The organism is Acrocarpospora catenulata (assembly GCF_018476525.1).
Classification (GTDB): Bacteria; Actinomycetota; Actinomycetes; order Streptosporangiales; family Streptosporangiaceae; genus Acrocarpospora; species Acrocarpospora catenulata.
Genome location: NZ_JAHCST010000005.1, coordinates 14,340 through 39,237, shown reverse-complemented (window position 1 = coordinate 39,237; position 24,898 = coordinate 14,340). Strand labels below are relative to the sequence as shown.

21 protein-coding genes are annotated in these 24,898 nt (G+C 69.3%); 14 read left to right on the top strand and 7 right to left on the bottom strand.

Features of this window, described 5'->3' with window-relative positions; genetic code table 11:
- Positions 1–10: 10 nt before the first annotated feature.
- Together KIP79_RS06740 and KIP79_RS06735 are read right to left on the bottom strand one after the other, a co-directional pair.
- Positions 11–4,750, bottom strand: coding sequence for a galactose-binding domain-containing protein (locus tag KIP79_RS06740; RefSeq protein ID WP_214103804.1), 4,740 nt, complete (start codon positions 4,748–4,750; stop codon positions 11–13).
- 283 nt (positions 4,751–5,033) lie between these two features.
- Positions 5,034–6,872: a glycoside hydrolase family 127 protein gene (locus tag KIP79_RS06735; protein ID WP_214103803.1), complete on the bottom strand. Its 1,839-nt coding sequence runs from the start codon at positions 6,870–6,872 to the stop codon at positions 5,034–5,036.
- Positions 6,873–7,217: 345 nt separating this feature from the next.
- Between KIP79_RS06735 and KIP79_RS06730 the strand changes: the two genes are divergently transcribed.
- Positions 7,218–8,189: a LacI family DNA-binding transcriptional regulator gene (locus KIP79_RS06730; protein ID WP_308169604.1), complete on the top strand. Its 972-nt coding sequence runs from the start codon at positions 7,218–7,220 to the stop codon at positions 8,187–8,189.
- A 162-nt stretch (positions 8,190–8,351) separates the two neighbouring features.
- On the opposite strand, the gene KIP79_RS06725 is transcribed toward KIP79_RS06730, so the two are convergent.
- On the bottom strand, positions 8,352–8,681 hold the full coding sequence (locus KIP79_RS06725; RefSeq protein ID WP_214103801.1) for a hypothetical protein: 330 nt from the start codon (positions 8,679–8,681) through the stop codon (positions 8,352–8,354).
- Between the two features lie 298 nt (positions 8,682–8,979).
- On the opposite strand from KIP79_RS06725, the gene KIP79_RS06720 reads away from it, so the two are divergent.
- From KIP79_RS06720 to KIP79_RS06685, 8 genes are all read left to right on the top strand, one after another.
- Complete coding sequence (locus tag KIP79_RS06720) at positions 8,980–9,507, top strand: hypothetical protein (RefSeq protein ID WP_214103800.1); 528 nt, start codon at positions 8,980–8,982, stop codon at positions 9,505–9,507.
- 362 nt (positions 9,508–9,869) lie between these two features.
- Positions 9,870–11,582, top strand: a complete 1,713-nt coding sequence (oxc, locus tag KIP79_RS06715) for an oxalyl-CoA decarboxylase (protein ID WP_214103799.1) — start codon at positions 9,870–9,872, stop codon at positions 11,580–11,582.
- 34 nt (positions 11,583–11,616) lie between these two features.
- A complete protein-coding gene (locus KIP79_RS06710; protein ID WP_214103798.1) occupies positions 11,617–12,825 on the top strand; it encodes a CaiB/BaiF CoA transferase family protein in 1,209 nt (402 codons plus the stop codon).
- Positions 12,809–14,314 (top strand): AMP-binding protein, encoded by a 1,506-nt coding sequence (locus tag KIP79_RS06705; protein ID WP_214103797.1) that lies wholly within the window; start codon positions 12,809–12,811, stop codon positions 14,312–14,314. Before KIP79_RS06710 ends, KIP79_RS06705 begins: the two co-directional genes overlap by 17 nt.
- A gap of 70 nt (positions 14,315–14,384) precedes the next feature.
- Positions 14,385–15,215 carry a sulfotransferase family protein gene (locus tag KIP79_RS06700; protein WP_214103796.1) on the top strand — a complete coding sequence of 277 codons (831 nt, stop codon included), beginning with the start codon at positions 14,385–14,387 and terminating at the stop codon, positions 15,213–15,215.
- A 77-nt stretch (positions 15,216–15,292) separates the two neighbouring features.
- Positions 15,293–16,189 carry an aldo/keto reductase gene (locus KIP79_RS06695; protein WP_214103795.1) on the top strand — a complete coding sequence of 299 codons (897 nt, stop codon included), beginning with the start codon at positions 15,293–15,295 and terminating at the stop codon, positions 16,187–16,189.
- A gap of 31 nt (positions 16,190–16,220) precedes the next feature.
- Entirely contained in the window at positions 16,221–17,306 is a 1,086-nt protein-coding gene (locus KIP79_RS48905) for a Gfo/Idh/MocA family protein (RefSeq protein WP_214103794.1), read from the top strand.
- A gap of 106 nt (positions 17,307–17,412) precedes the next feature.
- A complete protein-coding gene (locus KIP79_RS06685) occupies positions 17,413–17,568 on the top strand; it encodes a hypothetical protein (protein WP_214103793.1) in 156 nt (51 codons plus the stop codon).
- On the opposite strand, the gene KIP79_RS06680 is transcribed toward KIP79_RS06685, so the two are convergent.
- Entirely contained in the window at positions 17,565–18,191 is a 627-nt protein-coding gene (locus tag KIP79_RS06680; RefSeq protein WP_214103792.1) for an AAA family ATPase, read from the bottom strand. The genes KIP79_RS06685 and KIP79_RS06680 overlap by 4 nt on opposite strands.
- A 17-nt stretch (positions 18,192–18,208) precedes the next feature.
- A complete protein-coding gene (locus KIP79_RS06675; RefSeq protein ID WP_214103791.1) occupies positions 18,209–18,634 on the bottom strand; it encodes a DUF2000 domain-containing protein in 426 nt (141 codons plus the stop codon).
- Between the two features lie 50 nt (positions 18,635–18,684).
- On the opposite strand from KIP79_RS06675, the gene KIP79_RS06670 reads away from it, so the two are divergent.
- Both KIP79_RS06670 and KIP79_RS06665 read left to right on the top strand, forming a co-directional pair.
- Positions 18,685–19,620: a helix-turn-helix domain-containing protein gene (locus tag KIP79_RS06670; RefSeq protein ID WP_214103790.1), complete on the top strand. Its 936-nt coding sequence runs from the start codon at positions 18,685–18,687 to the stop codon at positions 19,618–19,620.
- On the top strand, positions 19,517–19,972 hold the full coding sequence (locus KIP79_RS06665) for an NUDIX hydrolase (protein WP_214103789.1): 456 nt from the start codon (positions 19,517–19,519) through the stop codon (positions 19,970–19,972). Before KIP79_RS06670 ends, KIP79_RS06665 begins: the two co-directional genes overlap by 104 nt.
- 40 nt (positions 19,973–20,012) lie before the next feature.
- On the opposite strand, the gene KIP79_RS06660 is transcribed toward KIP79_RS06665, so the two are convergent.
- Complete coding sequence (locus KIP79_RS06660; RefSeq protein ID WP_214103788.1) at positions 20,013–20,882, bottom strand: NAD(P)H-binding protein; 870 nt, start codon at positions 20,880–20,882, stop codon at positions 20,013–20,015.
- Between the two features lie 82 nt (positions 20,883–20,964).
- On the opposite strand from KIP79_RS06660, the gene KIP79_RS06655 reads away from it, so the two are divergent.
- Both KIP79_RS06655 and KIP79_RS06650 read left to right on the top strand, forming a co-directional pair.
- Positions 20,965–21,462, top strand: a complete 498-nt coding sequence (locus KIP79_RS06655; protein WP_214103787.1) for an Rrf2 family transcriptional regulator — start codon at positions 20,965–20,967, stop codon at positions 21,460–21,462.
- A gap of 62 nt (positions 21,463–21,524) precedes the next feature.
- Positions 21,525–22,571: an LLM class flavin-dependent oxidoreductase gene (locus KIP79_RS06650; RefSeq protein ID WP_214103786.1), complete on the top strand. Its 1,047-nt coding sequence runs from the start codon at positions 21,525–21,527 to the stop codon at positions 22,569–22,571.
- A 13-nt stretch (positions 22,572–22,584) separates the two neighbouring features.
- Here the strand turns inward: KIP79_RS06650 and KIP79_RS06645 are convergent, their stop codons facing one another.
- Positions 22,585–23,448: an NAD-dependent epimerase/dehydratase family protein gene (locus tag KIP79_RS06645; protein WP_214103785.1), complete on the bottom strand. Its 864-nt coding sequence runs from the start codon at positions 23,446–23,448 to the stop codon at positions 22,585–22,587.
- A gap of 225 nt (positions 23,449–23,673) precedes the next feature.
- On the opposite strand from KIP79_RS06645, the gene KIP79_RS06640 reads away from it, so the two are divergent.
- The gene (locus tag KIP79_RS06640; protein WP_214103784.1) at positions 23,674–24,897 is read left to right on the top strand and encodes a glycoside hydrolase family 16 protein; all 1,224 of its coding nucleotides are present in this window, start codon (positions 23,674–23,676) and stop codon (positions 24,895–24,897) included.
- Position 24,898 lies beyond the last annotated feature (1 nt).

Below are 24,898 nucleotides of genomic sequence, written 5' to 3'. Positions count from 1 at the left end.
CCCTGAGGTGCTAGCCGCAGCTGAGCGCGCCGAACGACGCGTCCGTCTGCGTGGTTACCGGCTGGCCGTTGAAGGTTCCGGTGGCCTTCACCGTGGTGGTTCCGGCCTGCACCGTCTTGGCGCGGGTGTTGAACGCCTGGTAGGCGAACTTCCCGGGAGCCACACCGGACACCGTCTTCGACCCGTACGGCGTGATCAGCTCGATGGTGAGCGGCACGTCGTCGTCGTTACGGACGTTGAGCGAGACGTAGACGTTGGTGCCGGTGCACTGCGTGCGCGCCTGGATGTCGACGTCCCACGTCGGGGTCTCCGGCGGGTTGCCGACAGTGAGGGTCAGCGTGGTCCGGGTGGCGCCGGCCTGGCTGACGTAGTCGGGCAGGATCAGGTCGCCGATGACGGTGTAGCGACCTTCCGTGTTGACGATGCTCGGGTTGAACTGCCAGTTGACACCGATGGCCTGGTTGTCCCTGGATCCGTCGTTGTAGGAGACCTCCACCTTGTTGGGCAGGTAGGGCAGCTCACCCACTTCGACCTTCTGCTGGAACGACTCGGCGCCCTGGATCGAGATGCCGCCCTGCGACATCTCGGGCCGCACGTAGACGCGGGCCTCGGCGATCAGGCCGTAGGCGTCGTTCGTGCCGTAGACCACGAACGGGTCCACGTTGGCCTCCGCGACCATGTCCGCCGTGATCGGCTGCCAGTTGAAGCCGATGGCACCGCGAGCGCCGCCGGCGTAGATCCCGTCGAGCGTGCTCGGCAGGGTGGGCACCTGGCCCACGCCGGTCCGGATGAGCACCGGCGAGCGCACCGAGTCGACGGTCTCGCCGTTGGCGCGCCAGCGGAGCACGCCGGTACCGGCGCCGCTCCCCTGGACGCCCCAGATGCGGATGCGCATCCGGTTGGTCGTCACCGGTTCGAAGTTGAAGTGGTTGTAGGCGTTGATGGCCAGACCGTTGGCGTAGCTCGATCCACCGTTGAGGGTGACCGGCGTCCAGGTGGTGCCGTCCGAGGAGGTCTCGATGGCGTAGGTCGTGGCGTTGGGCCGGCGGGTGCCGCCGTTGTCGTCGTACCAGTAGATGTCGGTCGAGGTGAGCCGCACCGGCGAGGCCCACTGGTACTGGATCCACGCCTCCGTCGCGGGACTGGTGCCGTTGCGGGTCTGGCCCCAGTTGCCCCAGCCGTTTCCGGAGCCCGGGTTCGAGCTGGCCGGGTTGGTCGCCTCGTTGACCCGCGCGTGGTTCTCCCACGACGCGGTGCCACTGGTGGTGATCGTCGCCGAGGAGCCGAACTCCGCGGTGACAGCTCGCTTGGCGAGGGTGACCGCCACGGTCGCCGTCGACCGCTTCTCGCCGTCGTCGGCGAAGAACCGGAACACGTAGTCACCGGCGACGGTGCCGGTCACCCGGGTCGCCAGCGCCTTCGGGTCGGCGAAGATGACGCCCGCGCCCTGCGGCGCGGAGACGGTCTCCCAGCCGAAGGTGAGCTCGTTGTCGTACGGGATGCCGTCGTCGGTCGCGGTGCCGACCAGCCTGGTGGACAGGTTGCCGTCCCCGGAGGCGTCGCGCGCCACGGTGACGGTGGGGGCCTGGTTGGAGACCGCTGGCACGTCACGCCCGGAGCTGAACACCTGGATCTCGGAGATCGCGGTGTAGAAGGTCGGGTTGTTCGTGAAGACGATGCGCACCTTGCTCGCCGTCACGCCGTTGAACAGCGCCTCGTTGAACTTCGCCGACGGGACGGCCGGGTTCTTGAACTGGCCCGGCACCTCCTTCCAGCCGCCGCTGCCGTTGGGCACCTGGACCCACCAGCGCGCCGGCTCGCGGTAGCCGCCGGTCTGCCGGTCGCTGACGAAGAACACCTTCACGTTGTCGAAGGACTTGGCCGAGCCCAGGTCGAGCTCGACGTAGCCGTTCTTGTCAGTGGTGCCGTAGTTGCCCCAGTACGGCTCGTTGGCGGTGACACCGTCGGTCACCGCGGCGAGCGACACGGGCTGCTCGGTCGTCTTGATCGCGCCGGGCGTGTAGTTCATCGAGGTGGTGCTCCACCCGGGCGTGTGGAACTGCCGCCACGGCGTCGGCCGCACACCCTGCTGGGTGTAGGACGAGCTGAGGGTGGCGCCCGACGCCAGGTTCGGCGCGTTCTCGGTGAGGTCGATGCCGGCCGTCTTGAGGTACTCAACGACGCGGTTGTCGTCGATCGGCGTGTTCACGGCGGTCGGGAAGTTGCTCCCGGCAGCCGCGGTGAAGGTGACGGTCAGCCCGTCCTCGGCCTGGACCTGGTTGGTGTTCGGGTCGTAGGTGAGCTTGCCGAGCTGGTCGGTGGTGACCTTCTTGTCGCCGTTGATGAACAGGCTGTAGCCCGCGCCCAGGCCGTACTTGCTGCCGTCCGGGTCCCAGACGATCGTGACGTCCTGGCCGTGGTAACGCAGGTTGTTGACCATGAAGTGCTGGTAGCCGAACTTGATCGGCCACAGCTCGATCTTGTCGTCGGAGCGCGGCTGGATGCCGGCCATGTCCTCGACGAAGATGTAGTTCATGTTCCCGAGCATCACGTGGTTCGGGTTGTTGCGGTTGTAGGTCTTGGCGGTGGCGTTCCAGTTGGAGTAGTACTCCGCCTGGTTCGGAACCCGCATGTCCGCACCCGGGTAGACGCTCCAGGCCATCCAGTCAAGCAGCCGCTTGGCGTAGGCCGGGGTGACGTACTTCTGCTCCGGGTCGTAGTGGCGCAGCGCCGACCGCACGCCGCGGTACTGCACGGTGAAGTTGATGTTGGAGAAGTTGTTGGAGCCGCCGATCCCGTAGGCCGCCCGGTCGTACTGGTTGGCGGTGTAGAACGGGAAGATCGGGAAGTTGTCGCCGTAGGTCAGGAAGCGGAAGCCGTCGACGTACTTCTGCCACTGGTCGTACGGGATGAGGTTCTCAGCGTAGACGTCGTAGAGGTTCGACTCCTTGGCCGGGATCAGGGTGCGGGCCGCCGTGGGCAGCGGGTTGGCCTTGCCGTTGGAGCTGGCCGCGCTGGTGGCCCCGTAGGACGTGCCGGCCAGGAACATCCGCATGTCGGTGCTCCACAGCCGGTTCAGGATCGCGTCCCTGATGCCGTTGGCGCTGGTCGCCATCTGGTCGACCTTGGCCTGGTCGGCGCCGGACAGCTGGTAGAGCTGCCGGGCGGCGTCGAACGCGCCCCACACGTACGCGGACTCCGGACGCTCGATCGTCCGCGCGCCCGCCGCGCCGGCGTTGGACTTCGGGAAGCCGAAGGAGATGGCGTCCGCGTCGTTGCCCGGCATGTAGTTGGTGTCGTAGGCGATGAGCTTGTCGTTGTTGCCGTCGTAGTGCTCGAGCTGGCCGACGCCGTCGCCCTCGAAGAACTTGGCGAACTTCTTGGCCACGTCCTTGCCGCCACCGTGCACGTTGTAGGCCTCAAGCCCGGCCGTGCCGATGTACTGCGAGTAGTGGTTGTTCCAGCTCGTGTGACCGGGGCTGTCCAGGAAGGCCGAGGAGCCGGAGAGTTCGCCGATGTTGAGGATCTGGCCGTACGGCAGGTACGGCGTACGCTGCCACTTGGTGTCCTGCAGGTGCATCGGCTGGGTCAGCGCCACGGCGTTCTGGTAGAGGTTGGACCCCTCGACCGTCGTCGGGTACTGGTAGACGTGGCCGGTCGCGTTGGCGTCGAGGCTGTTGTAGCGCTCGCCCCACCAGCGGTAGACGATGGCCTTCTCCAGCGCGGGATCCGGGACGTTGATGTAGGGGATGTCCTGGGCCCAGCGGCGGTTGAACGCGGTGATGCCGGTGCGCACCGCCGTGGCCGGCGTCATCTGGGCGTACTCGTTGTAGCTCTCCACCGTCTTCGGCAGGGTGGCCGAGGAGACCGCGCCGACGACGGACAGCGAGACGGTGCCGCCGGCGGGGACGGTGATCTCGCGGTCCAGGTTGGTGCCGCTGCGGGTGAACCCGGCACCGGTGAGGTCAACCTTGATCGTGTTCCACGGGGTGTCGATCAGGCCGTTGTTGGAACCGCTGGTGATGACGCGGGTGCCGGTGAGCTCGGCCGTGGTCGCGCCGGCCTGGGTGGCCAGCGGCGAGGCGGCACGGACCGTGAAGGTGGCCGCCGAGCTCCCCGGGTTGGTGAAGTCGATGGCGGTGACCGCGACGTTGTCGTACGTGATGAACTTCGTCAGATCGGCGGTGACGCCGGTGGTGCCGATCGTGAACCGGCCCTTGGCGTGGCTCGGCGCGTTGAACCGGTTCGCGCTCACCTCGCTGACGGTCTGTCCGGGCACGGTGACGGTGTACAGGTTGCCGAGGTTGTTGGGACCGCCGACGAACGTGCTGCCGGCGAAACCCATGGTGGTGAAGTTGCTGGTGCTCGCGCCGCGCATGTACAGGGAGCGGCCTCGGGTCATCAGCACCGCCGACCCGAGTGTTCCGCTGACGCCCAGCATGCGGTCGAGGTAGTAGTCCGTGCCGCCGGCGGCCAGGTCCTTGTCGAAGATCGACTGGTACATGCTCGACGCGGTGAACGGCACGCCGGGCTTGAGCTGGTTGGCGACGTCACCGGCGTTGGCGTATACCGGGTCCCCGATCTCCATGACGTGGTTCAGGCCGTTGGTGTAGATACCCACGTCAGACTCGTTGCCGGGCAGGACAGGGCCGGCGGCGTGAGCGGTGTGCGGTAGTGCGACCACCCCTCCCGCCAAGAGCGCCGCGAGAGCCGCCCGGGTGGGCGCCCTCCCTAAGCGTCTGGTGATCATTACTCCTCCTGGTACCAATGGGGGATTTCGTTGGCCGGACGTGTTCGATGCCGACCACGCGCGGCTGGTAGGTGGATTGGTTGCTTGCTTGGCTGTTGGCGCCGCGGTCCCTGCCTGGCGCGGGCGCCGCTGTCGTGGGTGAATCAGCCGGCCTCGTGGCACGCTCCACGGCCACGCATCCCCGGGACGGTTGGATACGTGTGCCCGGTCAGGTGCACGACGGCCGGTCGTACGGCTCGGGTCCGTCCACCTGGTGGTGCACGACCACGCATCGCGGTCCCCGCTACCCGCACAGCGTCCTCCCTGGGGATAAGGGGTTACTCGCGACAGGCAGCCAGACCCGCATGGTGGCGGGACCCCGGTTGCCCCAACGGTGGTACGGCACGAGCCGGAGGGTGACCGGCTCCGCGCCCTCCCGAGGGTTCTCCGGCGTGTACGGCCAGCCGTCCGGTTCCGGCCTGGCCAGCGCCGCCTCGACGTCAAGCTCGACGACCCCGTCCACCACGCGCTCGGCGGGCTCGCTCCGGAGGACCCGCACTTCGGCCAGCGGCGGGTCGTCCGCCACCGACTCCGCGCAGTAGACCAGCGGCCCGCGCTCGACCGCCACGCTGCCCCGGACCGCGTCGATCCTGGAGTCCGGCACGGTCCACCTGGAGGTGACCGGCAGGTCGAGGCTGATCACGTCACCGGTCCGCCACCCGCTCTCGGCCTCGGCCACCGCGTAGCCGGGGGACACCGCGCGACGCGAGCCGCCGTGGGAGATCGTGGCGCCCTGCGCCCAGGACGGGACTCGGAGGGAGATCCGCCCAGGCCCGCCCTCGGCCACCCGGACCGTGATCTCCCCCGACCACGGATAGTCGGTCTCCACGCGCAGCACGAGCCCGTCATGCCGGATCTCGGCGGGTGTGTAGTGGTGGATCCACACCCCGGAAGGGTCGGTGGCGGCCAGGTAGGCGGGCAGCGAGGCGAAGGTGCGGACGATGTTGCTCGGGCAGCACGACACGGTGAACCACGGCGAGCGCAGCCCGCCCTCGGACGCCAGGTTGATCCCGTCGAGCGGCTCGGCGGGCACCCGGACCTGCAACGGGTTGGCGTAGAAGAACGACCTGCCGTCCAGCGCCGGGCCGGTGGCCAGCACGTTGTACAGGGTGCGCTCGGCCAGATCGGCGTAGCGCACGTCCCCGGTGGCCAGCAGCAGCCGGTGGGAGAGCATGAACGAGGCGATCCCGGCGCAGGTCTCCGAGTAGGCCCGGTCCGGCGGCAGCTCGTAGTCGTCGCCGAAGGACTCGCCGGAGTGGCGCGAGCCCATTCCGCCGGTCAGGTAGGTGCGCCTGGCGACCGTACGCTCCCACTGCGCCTCGGCCAGCTTGAGCAGCTCGGTGTCCCCGGTCTCGACGGCGACGTCGACCACCCCGCAGGCCAGGTAGAGCGCGCGGACCGCGTGGCCGCGGAACACCCGCGCCTGCCGTACCGGCATGTCGTCCTGGAAGTAGCCGCGGCCGAACTCGATGTCGCCGAGGGCGGGCAGGCCGCGGCGCTCGACGAACCTCCTGGCCATCTCCAGGTACCGCTCGGTGCCCGTGGCCCGGTACAGCTCGACCAGGGCCATCTCCACCTCGGGGTGGCCGCAGGTCTCGGTGGTCGCCATGAAGCGGTCGCAGATGTGGTCGGCCGCCCTGCGGACGACCTGGGTCAGCTCGTCCTCGCCGTGCGTACGGAGCCTGGCCACGCCCGCCTGGATCAGATGGCCGTAGCAGTACAGCTCGTGGCCCCACTCGAAGTCGGTGTAGCGGGCCCCCGACCACCGGGTGTTGAGGTAGCCGTCGCTCTCCTGGGCGCGGGCCACCGTCTCGGCCAGCTCCGGCAGGCCCGGGTGGTCGGCCCAGGCCATGCCCTCAAGCAGCTTGTAGATCTCCGAGTCGCTGAACTCCCTGCCCCGGCGCGGGCGCTCGCCGCGGAAGTTGGCGATCCAGCCCTCTCGTTCCATCCATTCCTGGCAGTGGGCGATCGTGACCTCGCGGTTCAGGACGATCCGATCGCCCCAGAAACCCGGCGTCGGCTGTATGGCGTCCAGGCCGAGGGGGGACAGCACACCGGAGGAAGGCAGGACGGGACTGGCCACGCAGAGCTCCTGAGATGAAATCCGCGCACGTGGTAGCGCTGGGAATGCTGGAGGGACAAGGAGGAGGATCAGACAGGGAATCGCCGGGACGCCGGCGTGCGGCCTGCTCCTCCGCACGCCATCGTGGCCAGGGCAGCAGGGACCGGCACACGTGGCTTCATCGACCTCTCCTTCCGATACTCCCCCGACCCAATGTCCGAAAGCACCTAAAAGGTTTTCGTAACGTAGAAGAAACCTGCGGCGCTGTCAATGATGGAGATCCAGGTACCATGAGTGCCGGTTAACGGGGAGTGCGATGGGAAAGGTTTTCGTGACATGACGACCAGGCGGGCGACCATAACAGACGTGGCCGCCCTCGCAGGCGTGTCCATCGCGACCGCTTCCAAGGCTCTGAACGGCCGCGATGACGTCCGGGCCGAGACCAGGCGGCTGGTACTGGACGCCGCCGCCCGGCTGAGTTTCCAGCCGAACACGCTAGCCCGGGGCCTGCTGTCCGGGCAGACCCACACGGTCGGTCTGCTCACCGGCGACATGGTCGGCAGGTTCGGAATCCCCGTGCTCCTCGGCGCGGAAAACGCTTTCGGGGCGGGCGAGGTTGCGGTTCTGCTCTGCGACGCCCGCGGCGACGCGATCAGGGAGCAGCACTACCTCCGCACGCTGCTCTCCCGCCGGGTGGACGGTCTCATCGTGGTCGGCGAGAGCACCAACCCCCGCCCGTCGATCACCAGGAATTTACCGGTCCCCGTGGTCTACGCCTACGCCCCCTCCGAGGACCCCGACGACGTGTCGTTCGTCCCCGACGACGTGGGCGGCGCGCGGCTCGCCGTCAACCACCTGATCGCCACCGGACGGTCCCGCATCGCGCATGTCACCGGACCCGCCGACTACAAAGCCGCCACCGACCGGGCCGAGGGCGTGCGGCAGGCGCTCGCCGAGGCGGGGCTGGAGCAGGCGGGCCAGACGCTGTACGGCGCGTGGTCCCAGCGGTGGGGGCGGCACGCGGCGGAGATGCTGCTGATGACCGACCCGGAGGTCGACGCGGTGTTCTGCGGCAGCGACCAGGCGGCCGCCGGGTTCATCGAGGCGATCAGGGAGCGCGGCCGGCGCGTGCCCGACGACATCGCGGTCGTCGGCTACGACAACTGGGAAGTCCTCTCGGAGGAGACCCGTCCCACCCTCACCACGATCGACCCCGACCTGGAACACCTGGGCCACACCGCCGCCCAGCACCTGTTCGCCGCCATCGACGGCAAAGCCACCCCCGGCGTCCACACCCTCCCCTGCCGCCTGGTCATCCGCGACTCCACCGCACCGTGACCCATGTCCCACCGCTGAGGTGAAATGTCAGCCCACCGACTTCATCGGGGTGATGACTTCGCCGTCGGCCAGCGCGAGAACCGCGTCGGCACATCGACGGGGCCGGTCGGGATTTCGGCGATGACAGGTCGGGTCAAGGCGTTCGTCCAGAAATGGGAAACGTCAGAAGCTGTACATGATAGCGAGCCCGATCCAGACGAAGCAGACCGTGATGAGGGCGTTGACGATGAACGTGGCGATCAGTCGTGATTTGAAGGTGGGGATGCAGGCCGCGGCGGGGAACACGGCGGCGATCAGCCATACGACCAGGCCGGATGGGCGGCAGGTGTCGGGGCAACTCGCCACCCCCATGATGGTGATGATGTAAATCAGGCCGCCGACGAAGCATGCGGCGAACAACGAAGCCACGGCCAGGATGGCGTCACCGAGGCGCTTTGTCGCCCGGTCGGAAAGCTGACGGCGGGCGGGCGCGGGGCCGTCGGGAGTGATCATCAGGACGATCTCCCTGTCAGATGAGGTCATGAGTTGATACGTACACAGAGGCGGTGATTCCTCATTTCCATAGAAATTCGGTATTTGGCACTGGGAAGTCGTCCCGATATGGGCGGATATCGCCCGCAACCGCGTCGTAAGTGATCCGCCCAGCGTCTCGGCCCGCTACGGCACAGGTGACCGCTCCGACCCCGCGGCCCGGACCGCTGACATCTCCATGATCGCCACCCAGGTCTTCGGCTCCTGCACTACCTGATCCCGCTTGACGCAGACGGGTAACTCTGGATACGAGAGGGACATGGCATTTCGAACGACCGTTCTTCTGGTGTTAGGGCTTCTCGTGCTTGGCGGGTGTACGAGTGCCACGCAGCCCGATTCTCCGCAGGGCGCTTCCGCTGAAAGCGGTGGTTCGGCGCGGCCGACGGGCGGGGAGAGTGCGGGCTGCGCGGTCAGTGCGGTGCGGAAGGATCCGCTGCCCGCCGGCCTCGGTGGGGGGTTCAGCGATCCGAACGTGCCGCCTCCGTGGATGGGTGACGACAATTTCGTTGCCGTTCTCTTCTATGCGGAGAACGACGACCCTACGCTCAAGCCGGGCGGAGAGTTTCCAGGAGGCAAGCAGACGAAAATCCTCTGGCTGATTCGCGATGCCGTCGGCCCGCTCACCATTCAGGGATCGGCTCCCGGGCCGCAGGGAGATTTCACCCAGAAGATCGATGGTTCGGGCTCCTATCCGAGCATCGTCGTCGTTCCGCGCGAAGGGTGCTGGACCATCGACGCGACGGTTGACGGACGACACGTGGGTTCGATCGTTCTTCCCGCCGCCTAGGGCGCTCAGACTGCCATCGACCTGCAGATACGTTCCTATCTAGATAGGTACACGCAAAAAGCGACCCTTTATCTGGAAAACTTCCCTTTTTCCGTCTACCCGTATTCCAGAGTACGTGTCGTGAAATGGAAGATCGTTAAGGCGGCGCTATTACATTCCGGCCTGGGTAAGTTTGTCCGGGCCAGGTCGGGGCGGCTAGGGTGCGAACATGGGGCTCGTTCCCGGGCCGGGCTATCTGCCTGTGCCGACCGCCCCGCGACTGGCGCGCACACAAATGCGGCAGCCGCCTCGCATTCACCTATGTAGACCCGTCCCGGTGAGGCCTGTTCCGGGAGGCGAAGGAACAAGAGCGGGGGCTTGTCATGTCGTTGAACGTCGCCCGTACCGTTGGGCAGCCGCAGGAGGCGGTCACCGACGGGTTCACACTCGTGGTCGACGCGCTGCGGGCCAACGGGGTCGAGAAGATCTACGGAGTGGTCGGCATTCCGGTCACCGACCTTGCCCGGGTCGCGCAGGCCGAGGGGATTCGCTACATCGGGTTCCGGCATGAGCAGGCCGCGGGACACGCGGCGGCCGCGGCCGGGTTCCTGACCGGGCGGCCGGGCATCTGCCTGACGGTGTCGGCGCCCGGGTTCCTGAACGGCCTGGTGGCGCTGGCCAACGCCACCACCAACTGCTTTCCGATGATCCAGATCAGCGGATCGAGCGAGCGCACCATCGTCGACCTGCAGCAGGGCGACTACGAGGAACTCGACCAGCTCAACGCCGCCAAACCCTTCGCGAAGGCCGCCTTCCGGGTGGACCGGCCGGAGGACATCGGCCTCGGCGTCGCCCGTGCCATCCGGGCCGCGGTGTCCGGGCGGCCGGGCGGGGTGTATCTCGACCTGCCGGCGGCGGTGCTCGGCGCCACCGTTCCGGCCGAGGTCGCCCAGGCGTCGGTGTTCCAGGCGGTGGATCCGGCGCCCGCGATGATCCCCGCACCCGAGTCCGTCGCCAGGGCACTGGACCTGCTCACGCAGGCGGAACGGCCGCTCATCGTGCTCGGCAAGGGGGCCGCGTACGCGCGGGCCGACGAGGCCATCCTGTCCTTCGTGGAGACCACCGGCATCCCGTTCCTGCCGATGTCGATGGCCAAGGGACTGCTGCCCGACGACCATCCCCAGTCGGCGGCCGCGGCCAGGTCCCTGGTGCTCGGCCAGGCCGACGTGGTGATGCTCGTCGGGGCCCGGCTGAACTGGCTGCTCGCCCACGGGCAGCCGCCGCGCTGGTCGGCGGCAGCCAGGTTCATCCAGGTGGACGCCGACCCGGTGGAGATCGACAGCAACCGGCCGATCGAGGCCCCGGTGATCGGTGACATCGCCTCGGCGATGGCCGCGTTCACCGATGCCCTACGGCCGGGGCAGGTCACCGTACCGGACGCCTGGTGGCAGGCGATCAGGGGCCGGACCGAGCAGAACGTGGCGAAGATGCACGCCAGGCTCACCGCCGACGCCACGCCGATGAACTTCTCCACCGCGCTGCGCGCGATCCGCGACGTGCTGGACGGTCACCGCGAGGCCTACCTGGTCAACGAGGGCGCCAACACGCTCGACTTCGGCCGCGACATCCTGCCGATGTACCGGCCGAGGCACAGGCTGGACTCCGGCACCTGGGGGGTCATGGGCGTCGGCATGGGGTACGCCATCGCGGCGGCCGTCGAGTCGGGCGACCCGGTGGTGGCGGTGGTGGGCGACAGCGCGTTCGGGTTCAGCGGGATGGAGATCGAGACCATCTGCCGGTACCGGCTGCCGGTGGTCATCGTCGTCTTCAACAACGGCGGCGTCTACAAGGGCGACGAGGTGAACACGCATTCGGCCGACCCCGCCCCGACGGTCCTGCTGCACTCCAGCCGCTACGACAAGCTCATCACCGCCTTCGGCGGCACCGGCTACCAGGCCGACACCCCGGACGAGCTCGGCCACGAGCTCCGGGCGGCCCTGAAGACCGGCGAGCCGACGCTCATCAACGCCGTCATCGACCCGGCCGCCGGAACCGAAAGCGGCCATCTGACCAGCCTGAACCCCAGGACGCACTGACCAGGAGCACGACACCAGAGCGAGAGGAGACGCCATGGCCACGGAGATCACCACGCACGGAGCCGCCACCCCGGACGAGCATCTGGACCCGGGCAAGCCACACGCGCTGGAGCACATCACGGTCGTGGATTTCACCCGCGTGCTGGCCGGGCCGACGTGCACCCGGATGCTCGCCGACGCGGGCGCGCGGATCATCAAGATCGAACGGCCCGGGTCCGGAGACGACACCCGCCAGATGGGCCCGTTCCTCAGCGACGGCAGCTCGGAGTACTTCCGGTTCGCCAACCTGGGCAAGGAGAGCATCGCCCTCAACCTGAAGGATCCCGATGATCTGGCCGTGGCCGAGTTGATGATCGCCAAGGCGGATGTCGTGGTGGAGAACTTCCGTCCCGGCGTCATGGCCAAGCTCGGCCTCGATCCGGCCAAGCTGGTGCAGGAGCATCCGCGGCTGATCGTCTGCTCCATCTCGGGCTTCGGTCAGTACGGGCCGTTGCACATGCAGGCGGCGTACGACACCGTCATCCAGGCCATCTCGGGGATCATGGACGCCACCGGCGAGCCGGACGGCGGTCCCACCAGGGTCGGCACCTCCATCTCCGACATCCTGGGCGGCGTCTTCGGCTACTGCGGCATCCTCACCGCGCTGGCGGCCAGGGAGCGTACGGGCAAGGGCACCACCGTCGACGTGGCCATGCTCGACGCCACCTTCGCCACCATGGAACAGGGCCTCATGGACGCCCTCGGCACCCACCACCGTCCGCACCGCATCGGGAACCGGCACCCGTCCATGGCGCCGTTCGACACCTTCCGCTGCGCCGACCAGCTGATCGCGATCTGCGTGGGCAACGACCACCTCTTCGGCATCCTGGCCAACACGCTGGGCAAGCCGGAGCTGGCCGGCGATCCGCGCTTCGCCACCAACGTGGACCGGACCGGGAACCAGGCCGAGCTCAAGCGCGTCATGGAGGAGGTGCTGCGGACCGACAACGCCGCCGCCTGGCACGAGCGGCTGGAGGACGCGGGCGTGCCCGTCAGCCTGGTCCTCAACGTCGACGACACCCGCAGGCTGGAGCACATCAAGGTGCGCGGCATGGTCAAGGAGGTCGACGGGTACCAGGTGCCCGGCAACCCGATCAAGTTCGGCGCCTACAACTCGCTGGGCACCTCGATCCCGGCGCCGTCGCTGGACGACTGCGGGGACGCGTTGCGCGAGGAGTTCACTCGCGGTGCCGACCAGGGCTGACCCGGTGCTGATCGAGGAGAGCGAGCGGGTCGCCCTCGGCGTGGCCGGCGGCCCGCGCCTGTCCTATCGGCAGCTGGGCCAGCTCGTACGGGTGCTGGCGGACCGGTTCGCGGAGGCCGGGATCGGCCGGGCGGGTCCGGTCGCGATCTACTGCGACAACCGGCCCGAGTTCGTGCTGGCGCTGCTCGCCGCCTGGGCCGCCGGGGTGGCGGCCGTGCCGATCGATCCGCAACTGAGCGGCGCCGAGACAGGTGCGCGCCTAGCCGCCGCCGGAGCCGGGGACATCGTCCTGCCGCGCCATCTGCGTGACAGCTACCCCGGTGACGCCTGCCCGGCGTGGGTGATCGACATCGACGCCGAGCGCGGCGAGGTGGCCGTCACCGGCATCCGCCCAGGCGAGGCGGCGCAGGGCCGGGACCACGATCCGGACCTGGCCCTGCTGATGTTCACCACGGGAAGCACCGGCACGGCCAAGATCGTGCCGCTCAGCCACGCCAACCTGGCCGCGTCCGTGGACGGCATCGTGTCCACATACCGACTCGGGCCCGGCGACGCGACGCTGGTGGTCATGCCGCTGTACCACGGCCACGGCCTCGTCGCCGGGCTGCTCGCCACCCTCGCCAGCGGCGGCGCGGTCTACCTGCCCGCCGCCGGGCGCTTCTCCGCGCACCGGTTCTGGGATGAGATCGTGGACGCGAAGGCGACCTGGTACACGGCGGTGCCCACCGTTCACCAGATCCTGCTGGCCCGCGCCGTCACCGACTACCCGGCGGCCGCCCCTCCGGCGTTGCGGTTCATCCGCAGCAGCAGCGCGCCGCTGGCGCCCTCGGTCCTGCGCCGGACGGAGGAGCGGTTCCACGCGCCGATGATCCCCGCGTACGGGATGACCGAGACCTCGCATCAGGCCGCGTCGAACCCGCTCCCCCGGGACGGCGTGCGCAAGGACACCTCCGTGGGTGTGCCCACCGGCCTGCACGTCCGCATCGTCACCTCCGACGGCAAGCCCGCCGGGATCGGTGAGACCGGTGAGGTGTGCGTACGCGGGCCCGCGCTCACCAAGGGCTACTTCCGGGACCCGCAGGCCACGGCCGCGGCGTTCGTCGACGGGTGGTTCCACACCGGCGACCTCGGCCACCTGGACGCCGACGGCTACCTCTTCCTCAGCGGGCGGATCAAGGACATGATCAACCGTGGCGGCGAGAAGATCGCGCCGCAGACCGTCGAGGCGGCGCTGCTCTCCCATCCCGCAGTCCAGGACGCGCTGGCGTTCCCCGTGCCCGACGCCAAGTACGGCGAGGAGGTGAACTCCGCCGTCGTTCTCCGGCCCGGCCGGCACGCGAGCCAGGACGAGCTGCGGGAGCACTGCCGGGGCCGGCTGGCCGCCTTCGAGATCCCCAAGAAGATCTACTTCCTCGACCGCTTTCCGCGTACCACCAAAGGCGACGTCGATCGCCGCGCCCTGCGCTCGCACTTCACCGACACCCGGTGACGACGGTGAGCGATAGCACGATAATGCGGCAACCACCACGATCACGCCGTTACCCACCCTGGACGGGACAATGACCGCGTCGCACGTGCCACTGCTCGTTCTTTCCGCAGGTCAGCGATGTGGGAGCACGCTTCTGCAACGTCTGCTGACCTCGCATCCGGAGGTGCTCATCTGGGGGGAGACCGGTGGGCAACTCGGAAAGATTCTGGAGGCCGCCGACCAGATGGGGGCCTGGTCGGAAAACCTCGGCGGGCAGGGGCGGACGGAGTTCTCGCAGCGTTCGTACCAGGGGTGGATGGCCAATCTCCTGCCCGACCGGGAGCAGATCACGGAGGCGATCCACCAGTTCGTGGACCTGCTTTTCGTGGAGCCCGCGGTCCGCCTGGGGCGTCCCATCTGGGGGTTGAAGGAAGTTCGCTACACCCTGGAAGATGTCCGGCGTTTTCAGATGTTCTATCCCCGATTAGCGGTGATCATGGTCATCCGCGACCCCCGAGACGTGCTCCGCAGCCTGGACGAGTGGGAGCGCAAGACGGACGGCCGCTGGACCCGGGCCCTGACCGAGGGCGCGGTCGAGAACTGGGCACGGGTGGCGGAGGACTTCCTGGCCCCGCCGGACGCCGGCCTCCCGATACTCCGCCTCCGGTACGAGGACATGACCGCCGACCCCGACGGCACGTACGAGGCCGTCGCCCGGCACACGGGCCTGGGCGTGACGGCCTTCGACCCCAACGTGTTCGCCACCCGGGTACACGCCGGCGAGGATCTCGCACACCTCCCCCGCGACCTGCGCCAATGGGACGACCTACCGGATGATCTGCGAAGCCTGCTCGACCCGCCGCACATCCAGTCACTGCTCCACGCCTGCGGCTACCAGCGTGGTGTCCGTCCCCTGTCCTAGAGTCCGGAACAAGATGATGATGTTGCCGGAAGGGGTGGATTGTGCGGACGGGTCCGCTGGGGCGTACGGGATTGTCGGTGACTCCCCTGTGCATCGGCACGAGCGCGCTGGCCAGCATGCCGGAGCTGTACGGCTACGCGGTGAGCGCCGAGCGCGCGGTCGCGACCATGCTGGAGGTACTCGACGGTGAGATCAACTTCATCGACACCTCCAACGGGTACGGCGACAGCGAGCGGCGCATCGGAGAGGCGCTCCGCGCCAGGGGCGGGCTCCCGGCGGGGTTCGTGCTGGCCACCAAGGTCGACCCCGACCCGGTGACGGGCGACTTCTCCGGGGACCGGGTACGGGCCTCGGTGGCGGAGAGTCTGGACCGCCTGGGGCTGGATCGGCTGCAACTCCTCTACTTCCACGATCCGGAGCGGATCCCGTTCGAGCAGGGCATGGCGCCGGGCGGCGCGGTGGAGGCCCTGGTCAAGCTGCGCGAGGAAGGCGTCGTCGAGCACCTCGGGGTGGCGGGCGGGCCAATCGGGCTGTTGCGGCGGTACCTCGCCACCGGGGCGTTCGAGGCGGTCATCACGCACAACCGGTACACGCTGGTGGACCGGTCGGCGGAGCCACTGCTGGCCGACGCGGCCGAACGCGGGATCGCGGTGGTGAACGGCGCGCCGTACGGGGGCGGCATGCTGGTCAAAGGCCCGGACGAGCAGCCGAAGTACGCCTACCGGACCGCGAGCGACCAGACCCGCGAACGTGTCCGCGCCATGCAGGAGGTCTGCCGGGCGCACGGAATCCCGCTGGCCGCCGCCGCCCTGCAGTTCTCGCTGCGGGAGCCGCGCATCGCCTCCACCATCGTCGGCATCACCACGCCGGAACGGGTCGCGCAGACGCTGGAACTGGCCAGCCTGCCGATCCCCGGCGAGGTGTGGGAGCGGCTGGAACCGCTGGCGGCGCCGACGGAGGAGTGGCTGGACTGACACATCCGTTTAGGACAGGAAGGAAGAGATCATGGGTTTACCGTCCCCGGGCCGTTTCGGGTTGGTGGGTAGCGGGTGGCGTTCGGAGTTCTTCCTGCGGCTGGCCAGGACGTTGCCCGAACGGCTGGCGGTGTCGGGGGTGGTGACCAGGTCGGCCGAGCGGGGGGCCGAGGTCGAGGCCCGCTGGGGGGTGCCGACGTTCCGGTCGGTCGGGGACATGCTGGCGGCGGAGCGTCCGGAGTTCGTCATCCCCTCGGTGCCGTGGCCGGTCACTCCGGTGGTGACCAGGGAACTCGTCGAGTACGGGATTCCGGTGCTGGCCGAGACGCCGCCGGCCGCCGATCTGGACGGGCTGCGCGAGCTGTGGGACGCCGTGGGGTCCAGTGGTCTGGTGCAGGTGGCGGAGCAGTACCTGCACATGCCGGGGCACGCGGCGCGGCTGGCGCTGGTGCGCGACGGGGTGATCGGGGAGGTGACCTCCGTGCAGGTGTCCTCCACGCACCTCTACCACGCCGTTTCCATGATCCGGCACCTGCTCGGGGCCGGCTTCCAGGAGGCGACGGTCAACGCCCGGTCGTTCACCGCGCCGCTGGCCGACCCGCTGTCCAAGGACGGGTGGGCGGAGGATCCGAAGCCCCAGCCGGCGCGCACCACCATCGCCACCCTGGAGTTCGCCGGCGGGATGGGCCTCTACGACTTCACCGACAACCAGTGGTGGAACCCGCTGCGTGCCCGGCGGATCGTGATCCGCGGGTCGCTCGGCGAGGTGGTCGACGACCGTGTCGTCCGGCTGACCGAACCGGGCACCCCGGTGGAGTCCCACCTCATCCGCCGCCAGACCGGGATCGACCTGAACCTCGAAGGGTTCGACCTGGACCACATCAGCTTCGACGGCCGGGTGATCTACCGCAACGCGTACCAGGGGGCGCGTTTCTCCGAGGACGACCTGGCCGTGGTGAGCCTGGCATGCCAGATGACGGCCTGGTGCCGCGGCGAGGCCCCGGAGCCGTACCCGCTGGCGGACGGCTGCCAGGACCACCTGCTCAGCCTGGCGATCGAGGAGTCGGTACGCACCGGCACGACGGTCACCACCAGCCGGGAGCCCTGGGCGCGATGACTGGAGACGGGGCAATGCGCGGGCAGGAGGACGGCGAGTCCCTCTCCTGAGCCGGGCCGGCCGGAATTGTCGGTGGGCACTCGTACGATCCGCCCCATGCGGAGTCTTGCGACGGTGGGGCGGATCGCGGCGGCGGGATTCCTCGGCCCTGGTGGTCATCGCCGGTTCCGCCGCCAAGGTGACCCTCCCCGACCTGGGCGCGGCGGTCGACGCGCTGCGGCCGGTCACCGCCGAGGCGCTGCTGGACGCCGTCGGAACCTAGAGACGGATGTGGGCGAGCCCGATCCAGGCCCGGCGCAGCGTTCCCTGTAGGGCGGTGTCGGTGTTCGGGGTGAGGGTCAGGCCCGCGCGGCCGGCGATGTGGTCGGCGATCTGCGGGATGGTGAGGTGGTCTGTTCGTAGGTGCTCGGCGAACTCCGGTTCGCGCAGGCGTTCCAGGCAGCGGTCGAGTTTGGAGATGGCGAAGCTCTCCCGGCGCAGGGCGGCGGCCTTTCCGGCCACCGCCTGGACGGCGCGCCCGAAACCGCGTTCGCGGAGCCGGCGCAGCACCGTTTCGCGGCTGGCCAGCAGCGCGAAGTGGCGGACGTCGTGGCGCTCGCGGAGCCGTACGACGGTCTCCTGGAAGTAGGCCGGCTCCACTACGGTCATGGGCGCGATCACCGGGCCAGGGTGCCTGGTGAGGACGAGGTCCAGTACCTCGTACACGCCCTGCCGCCAGGCCGGCATGTCCTGGAAGTCACCGCGCAGCGCGGGGGGTGTCATCCGGTGCAGGCCGAAGCCGACGCGTTCCGGGTCGCAGACCACGCTGCCGGGTAGCCTCCGCCGGATCTCGTACGCGGTCTGCGTCTTCCCGCCGCCGAAAGGGCCGTTGATCCACAGGAGCATGCGTTCATTCTGCGGTGTCAGGGATGCATGCGGGCGCCTTTGCTCACCCGGTCCACCGCGTTCCGCGGGCCGTGGACGGCGAGGCCGACGAGGTCGAGGGCGCTGGTGGGGACCGCGCGGACCGCCGCACGGTTGGCGGCGTCGTGGCCGGTGGCGAACAGGTCGGAGGTGAAGACCGACATCGGCAGCTCGCGGGCGAGGGCCCGGCCGTGGGCCAAGGTGAGCTGCTCCTTAGACGCCTCGAACACCAGGACCGGCTGGCGGAACATCGGCAGGTAGGTCAGCCCGTCGGCGTCCTGGTAGGGCTCGCCGACCACCTCGGGCACGGCCGACCCCAGCCCGCTGACCAGGAAGGCCGTCACATTCAGCCGCTGCCACACCAGCAGGTCGTCCCGGAGCAGAACAGCGATCTTGGTGTCGAAGCGTACGGTCTCGGTTTCCATGGCCGCCAGGCTGCCGGACCCGCCGGTCACCGGTCTTGTACGATCCTGGCATGGCGGCCGAACGCGAGCGCGCGGCCGAACGCGAGCACGTCAGGGCGTGGCGACCGGCGATCAGGGGCATCACCGAGGTCCTGCACGCGCGGTTCACCGAGCACGCCTATCCCCTGCACGTCCACGACTCGTGGACAGTGCTGATCATCGACGACGGCATGGTCCGGTACGACCTGGACCGGCACGAGCACGGCGCGCTCACCAAGCTGGTGACGGTGCTCCCGCCGTACGTGCCGCACAACGGGCGGGCCGCCAGCGCGCACGGCTTCCGGAAGCGAGTCCTCTACCTGGACCGCGCCGAACTCGGCGAGGAGATGATCGGCCCCGCGGTCGACCACCCGGCCCTGCCGGATCAGGCCCTCCGCCGCTCGATCGACCGGCTGCACGGCGTCCTGGCCTCCCCCGGCGACATCCTGGAGGCCGAGAGCCACCTGGCCCTGATCCGCGAACGCCTCCACCACCACCTCGGGCGTGCCGAGCACGGGGATCCCGCCGATCCCCCGCTGGCCCGTCACCTCCGCGACCTGCTGGACGCACGGCTGCGCGACGGCATCTCCCTCGACGAGGCGGCGCGCCTGCTACATCGCCACCCCACCCATCTCATCCGCGCGTTCACCCGCGAATTCGGGATGGCCCCCCACCAGTACCAGATCTCCCGCCGCGTGGACCTGGCCCGCCAACTGCTCCTCCAGGGTCTCCCTCCAGGCACCGTCGCCGCCGAGACGGGCTTCTACGACCAGCCGCACCTGAACCGCCACTTCAAACGCATCCTCGGCGTCACCCCCGCCCGATTCGCGGCATCCGGGCGCCGACTCCCCTACAGTCACCGACATGAGCGCATCGTGCCTGACCCAGGCGGGACGGCCCGCCTTCGTGGTGAACGTCGAGGTCTTCCTGGAACGCGACGGCCAATGGCTCCTGATCAGACGCGGTGAACAGGAAGCGCACGCTCCGGGTCAGCTCGCCGGTGTCGGCGGCAAGGTCGAATCCGACGGGACCGTCGAGGAGGTGCTCGAACAGACCGCCAGGCGCGAGGTGCGCGAGGAGGTCGGCATCGACCTCTCCGGCGTCCCCGTCACCTACGTGACCAGTTCGTTCTTCGTCACCGACGACGGCGACCCGGTCATCAACGTGGTGTTCCGGGCACCACTGCCCGCCGACCAGGAGCCTGTCGCCGTCTCCCCTGGTGAGGTTGCCAGCGTGGTGTGGCGCACCCTTGCCGAGGCCGAGGCCGACCCCGGCTGCCCGCCGTGGATCCTGCAGAGCCTGCGGCTGGCGAACGGCTGACCTGCCGGTGGCGTGGCCGCACGCCACCGGCAGAACCAGATCAGCCCTTGAACGCGTCGCGGTTCGCGGACAGCACGTCATGCAGGGAGATCGGAGCGCGGCCGGTGAGGTCGTGGACGGCGGTGGAGACGTGCTCCGCCCAGCCCCCCCGGGCTGAAGTGCCGAAGGAGGCGATCAGCGGGGCGGCCTCGGGTGGGAGGCCGGCCGAGAGGAGGCCCTGGATGAAGGACTCGTCGTCGACGTCCACGACCTCGACCGGCTGGCCGCCGAACTCCGCGGCCAGCGCGGCCAGGGCGGCGGAGTCGATCGCCTCCGGGCCGGTGATGTCGTAGACGGCGTTCTCGTGGCCGTCCGAGGTGAGCACTGCCGCGGCGGCGGCCGCGCAGTCCTCGCGGGAGACGTAGGCGCTGGCGCCCTTGCCGCTGTTGGTGATCAGCTGGCCGCTCGCGGCGGCCTGGGCGACGGTGGGCACCTGGAACTCTGCATAGATGTTGTTGCGGAGGAACGTCCAGGTCATGCCGCTGCCGCGAATGGCGGTCTCGGTGATCCGGTGGCTGGCGGCGACGCCGGCCGGGTTGTCCGGCTCGGGGCTGCTCAGCGAGGTGTAGAGCACGTGGCCGACCCCGGCGGCGGCGGCCGCGTCCACGGCCTGACTGTGCAGCACGAGACGCTCCGGGCCGACCACGTCGACCGAGATCAGCAGGAGCCGGTCGACGCCGGTCAGGGCGGCGCGCAGCCCGGCCGGGTCGGCGAAGTCGCCGTGGCGGACGTCGGCGCCGCGCTGGGCGTACGCGGCGAGCGCGGCCGGGTTTCGGGTGAGCAGAACCGGGCGTTCGCCCTGGTCGAGCAGCAGGTCGGCGACGCGGCGGCCAAGATTGCCCGATGCTCCGATGACGGCGATGGTCGGCACTTCGGATACCTCCAGAGAGTTCTGTAATCAGACTGACGACAGTTAATCATAATCAGATCGGTTGCAGTTATAGAATGCGGGGGTGAGCAGCCCCACCAACACCCGCTTCGCCGTCGCGTACCACGCGCTGGGCCTGCTCGCGTCGATCCCCGGCGAGCCGCTCAGCTCCGAGCAGATGGCCGTCAGCGTCGGCACCAGCTCGGTCTACCTGCGGCGGGTGCTCGGCCTGCTGCGCGAGGCCGGGTTCGTGACCTCCCGGCCGGGCGTGTACGGTGGCTGGCTGCTCGCCCGCGCCCCGCACGAGGTCAGCCTCGGTGACGTCTGGCGGGCCGCGCAGGGAGACGGGCCGGTGCTCGGCATCCACGGCCCCCCGCCCACCTGCCCGGTCGGCAGCTCGGTCAGCGCGCGGCTGGCGGAGGTCGAGCAGCGGGTGGCCCGCGCGATCGTCGCCGCGCTCGACGAACTGACCCTCGTGGACACCCTGCCCGACGGCGCCCCCTTCACCGCCGACGTCCTGACGGTTCCCTCCCCGGAGGGCGAGCGGCCCGCTCGCCGCCCCCGGCGCCCGGCGCCCGCCTGATCCGGCGCGGAATGCCGGCCGTCCCCCCGTGGTTGCGGTACGCCGAGAGAAAGAGGTGAAGGGTGTCCGTACCACTGGAGTTCGCTGTTGACACGTTCGGGGACGTCACCGTTGACGCGGACGGCAACCGGCTGCCGTACCCGCAGGTGATCAGGAACGTGGTCGAGGAAGCCGTGCTGGCCGATCAGGTGGGCATCGACGCGATCGGCATCGGGGAGCACCACCGGGACGACTTCGCCGTCTCGGCGCCGGAGATCGTGCTGGCGGCGATCGCCGCCCGTACCGAGCGGATCAGGCTGAGCACCGCGGTGACCGTGCTGAGCTCGGATGATCCGGTGCGGGTGTTCGAGAAGTTCGCCACGCTGGACGCGGTGTCCGGAGGCCGGGCGGAGATCATCCTCGGGCGTGGTTCCTTCACCGAGTCGTTCCCGCTGTTCGGCTTCGACCTCGCGCAGTACGAGGAGCTGTTCGAGGAGAAGCTCGACCTGTTCGCGCACCTGCTCACCGAGCGCCCGGTCACCTGGCAGGGCAAACTGCGGCCCGGGCTGACCAACCAGCACGTGTACCCGAAGACCGAGTCGGGCCGGTTGCGCACCTGGATCGGGGTCGGCGGCAGCCCGCAGTCGGTGGTGCGCGCGGCGAGCTACGGGATGCCGCTGATGCTCGCCATCATCGGCGGCCCGTCGGAGCGTTTCGCCCCCTATGTCGAGCTGTACCACCGCGCGCTCACCCAGCTGGAGCTGGAGCGGCTGCCGGTGGGCGTGCACTCGCCCGGGCACATCGCCGAGACCGACCGGCAGGCACGCGACGAGCTCTGGCCGCACTACCAAGCCATGCACGACCGCATCGGCCGCGAGCGCGGCTGGGGTCCCACGACCAGGAGCCGCTTCGAGGCGGAGGCCGACGAGGGCGCGCTGTACGTCGGCTCGCCGGAGACCGTGGCCGCGAAGATCGCCAAAACGGTGTCCACGCTGGGCGTGGACCGGTTCGAGCTCAAGTACAGCTCCGGCACGCTCCCCCACGAGCGGCTGCTGACCACGATCCGCCTGTACGGCGAGGAGGTCGTACCCCGGGTCAGGCAGCTCCTGGCCCCGGCCACCGCCCAGTGACCGGGGCGGCAGTTCAGATCGGCAGGATGTCGCGCCAGCTGTAGCGAGGTTCGAAGCCGAGCGCGGCGCGGGCGCGGTCGATGGTCATCAGGGACTCGAACTCGCCGAGTTCCCTGGTGATCCTGGTGGCCGGGAAGACCTCCGCCATGAGCCGGGCCGAGGGGGTGGTCATCACGGTGTCGGCGGCGGCGATGATGTAGCTGGTGGCCCCGGTGACGCCGGCCTCCAGGGCGAGGCGGGCGGACAGGGCGCAGTCGCGGACGTCGATGTAGCTCCAGAGGTTGAAGCGGCGGGACTCGGGGTCGTCCCAGAAGCTGGGGAAACGCTCGTAGTCGGTGGGCCTGATGACGTTGGAGAAGCGCAGGCCCACGAACGGGATGCCGCTCCAGCCGGAGACCGCGTCCGCCATGGTCTCGGTGAGCACCTTGGACAGGGCGTAGCTGGTGGTCGGGTACGGGTAGTGGTCCTCGTCCAGCGGCGCGTACCTCGGGGGGACCTCGAAGTTCAGGCCGAGGGTGGTCTCGCTGGAGGCGTACACGACCCGGCGCAGGCCGAGGGAGGCCGCGGCCAGGAACACGTTGCCGTTCATGGAGGTGTTGGCGGTGAGGGTGCGGGCGGGCGGCAGCAGCGTGGGGGCGGGGATGTTGGCGATGTGCACCACCGCGTCGGCGCCGGTCAGGACCTCGACGGTGTCGCCGTAGTCGGTGAGGTCGGCCCGGGTGTACTGGAAGTCCGGGCGGCTCCACTGCGCGGGAAGGGTCGCCGGGTGGGGGGCGATGTCGGTGGCGATGACGTGGTAGCCGTGCGCGAGCAGCTCGTGCACGGTGGCGGCGCCGACGACACCGGCGGCTCCGGTGACGCAGATCGTCTGAGGCATGGTTCTCCTGACAGCGGTGCTGATCTGGTACGAATCCTGCCACGCCCCCGCAAAGCCAATTAAAAGGAAACCTTCCTATTGACAAGCTATGTCACCACAGGGTTACATCCTCTTAATTTAAGAGGTGAAAGTAACCTCGCACCGGGTCAGACGCGGTCCCGGCCCGCTGAGATCCCCCAGAACACGGGTCCGCGCCTGACCGCGGACCCCAGACCGGAGGTATCCATGCGCAAACCCCGCCTCCTCCTGACGGTCGCCACCGCGGCCGTCACGCTGGCCACCGCACTGGTCGCACTGACAAGCGCCACGCCGGCCTCGGCCGCCATCGGCCCGGTCACCTGGTCGGACGAGTTCAACGCCGCCTCCGGAGCCCCGATCGACGGTTCCAAGTGGAAGTTCGACGTCGGCGGCGGTGGGTGGGGCAACAACGAGTTGCAGTACTACACCAACACCACGCGGAACGTGTACCACGACGGCCAGGGACACCTGGCCATCACCGCACGGAAGGAGAACCCGTCCAACTTCCAGTGCCACTACGGCACCTGCCAGTACACCTCGGGCCGCATCCTCACCGCCGACCGGTTCACCCAGGCGTACGGGCGGTTCGAGGCCAGCATCAAGATCCCCCGGGGCCAGGGCATCTGGCCGGCCTTCTGGATGCTGGGCGGCAACAACTGGCCGACCACCGGTGAGATCGACATCATGGAGAACGTGGGCAGCCAGCCCAACACCGTGTACGGCACGGTGCACGGCCCCGGTTACTCGGGGGGCAGTGGCGTGGGCGGCAGCCGTACCGTCGGGGCGCCGCTGGCCGACGCGTTCCACACCTACCGGGTGGACTGGTCCCCCAACCTGATCGTCTGGTACCTCGACGGCTCGGAGTACTTCCGGGTCACCCCGTCCAACATCCGCGGCAACCAGTGGGTGTTCGACCACCCGTTCTTCATGATCTTCAACGTGGCGGTGGGCGGTAACTGGCCGGGCAGCCCGAACGCCAGCACCGCCTTCCCGCAGACCATGCTGATCGACTGGGTCCGGGTCTCGGCCTGGACGCCCGACGGCGGCGGCGGCAACGCGCTCCGCTCCGCCATGAACGGCAAGTGCATCGACATCCCCGCCGCCAACCCCGTGGACCGCGCCCAGCTCCAGATGTACGACTGCAACGGCACGGTCGCCCAGCAGTGGTCCGTCAACGCCGACGGCACGGTCCGCGCGATGGGCAAGTGCATGGACGCGGCGGCGGCCGGCACCGCCAACGGCACCGCCATCCAGCTCTACACCTGCAACGGCACCAGCGCCCAGCGCTTCACCCTCAGCGGGGCCGGCGACCTGGTCAACATCGCCGCCAACCGCTGCGTGGACATCGTCGACCTCAACCCGGCCAACGGCGCCCGCCTGCAACTCTGGGACTGCGCCGGCACCTCCAACCAGAAGTGGACCCGCTCCTAGC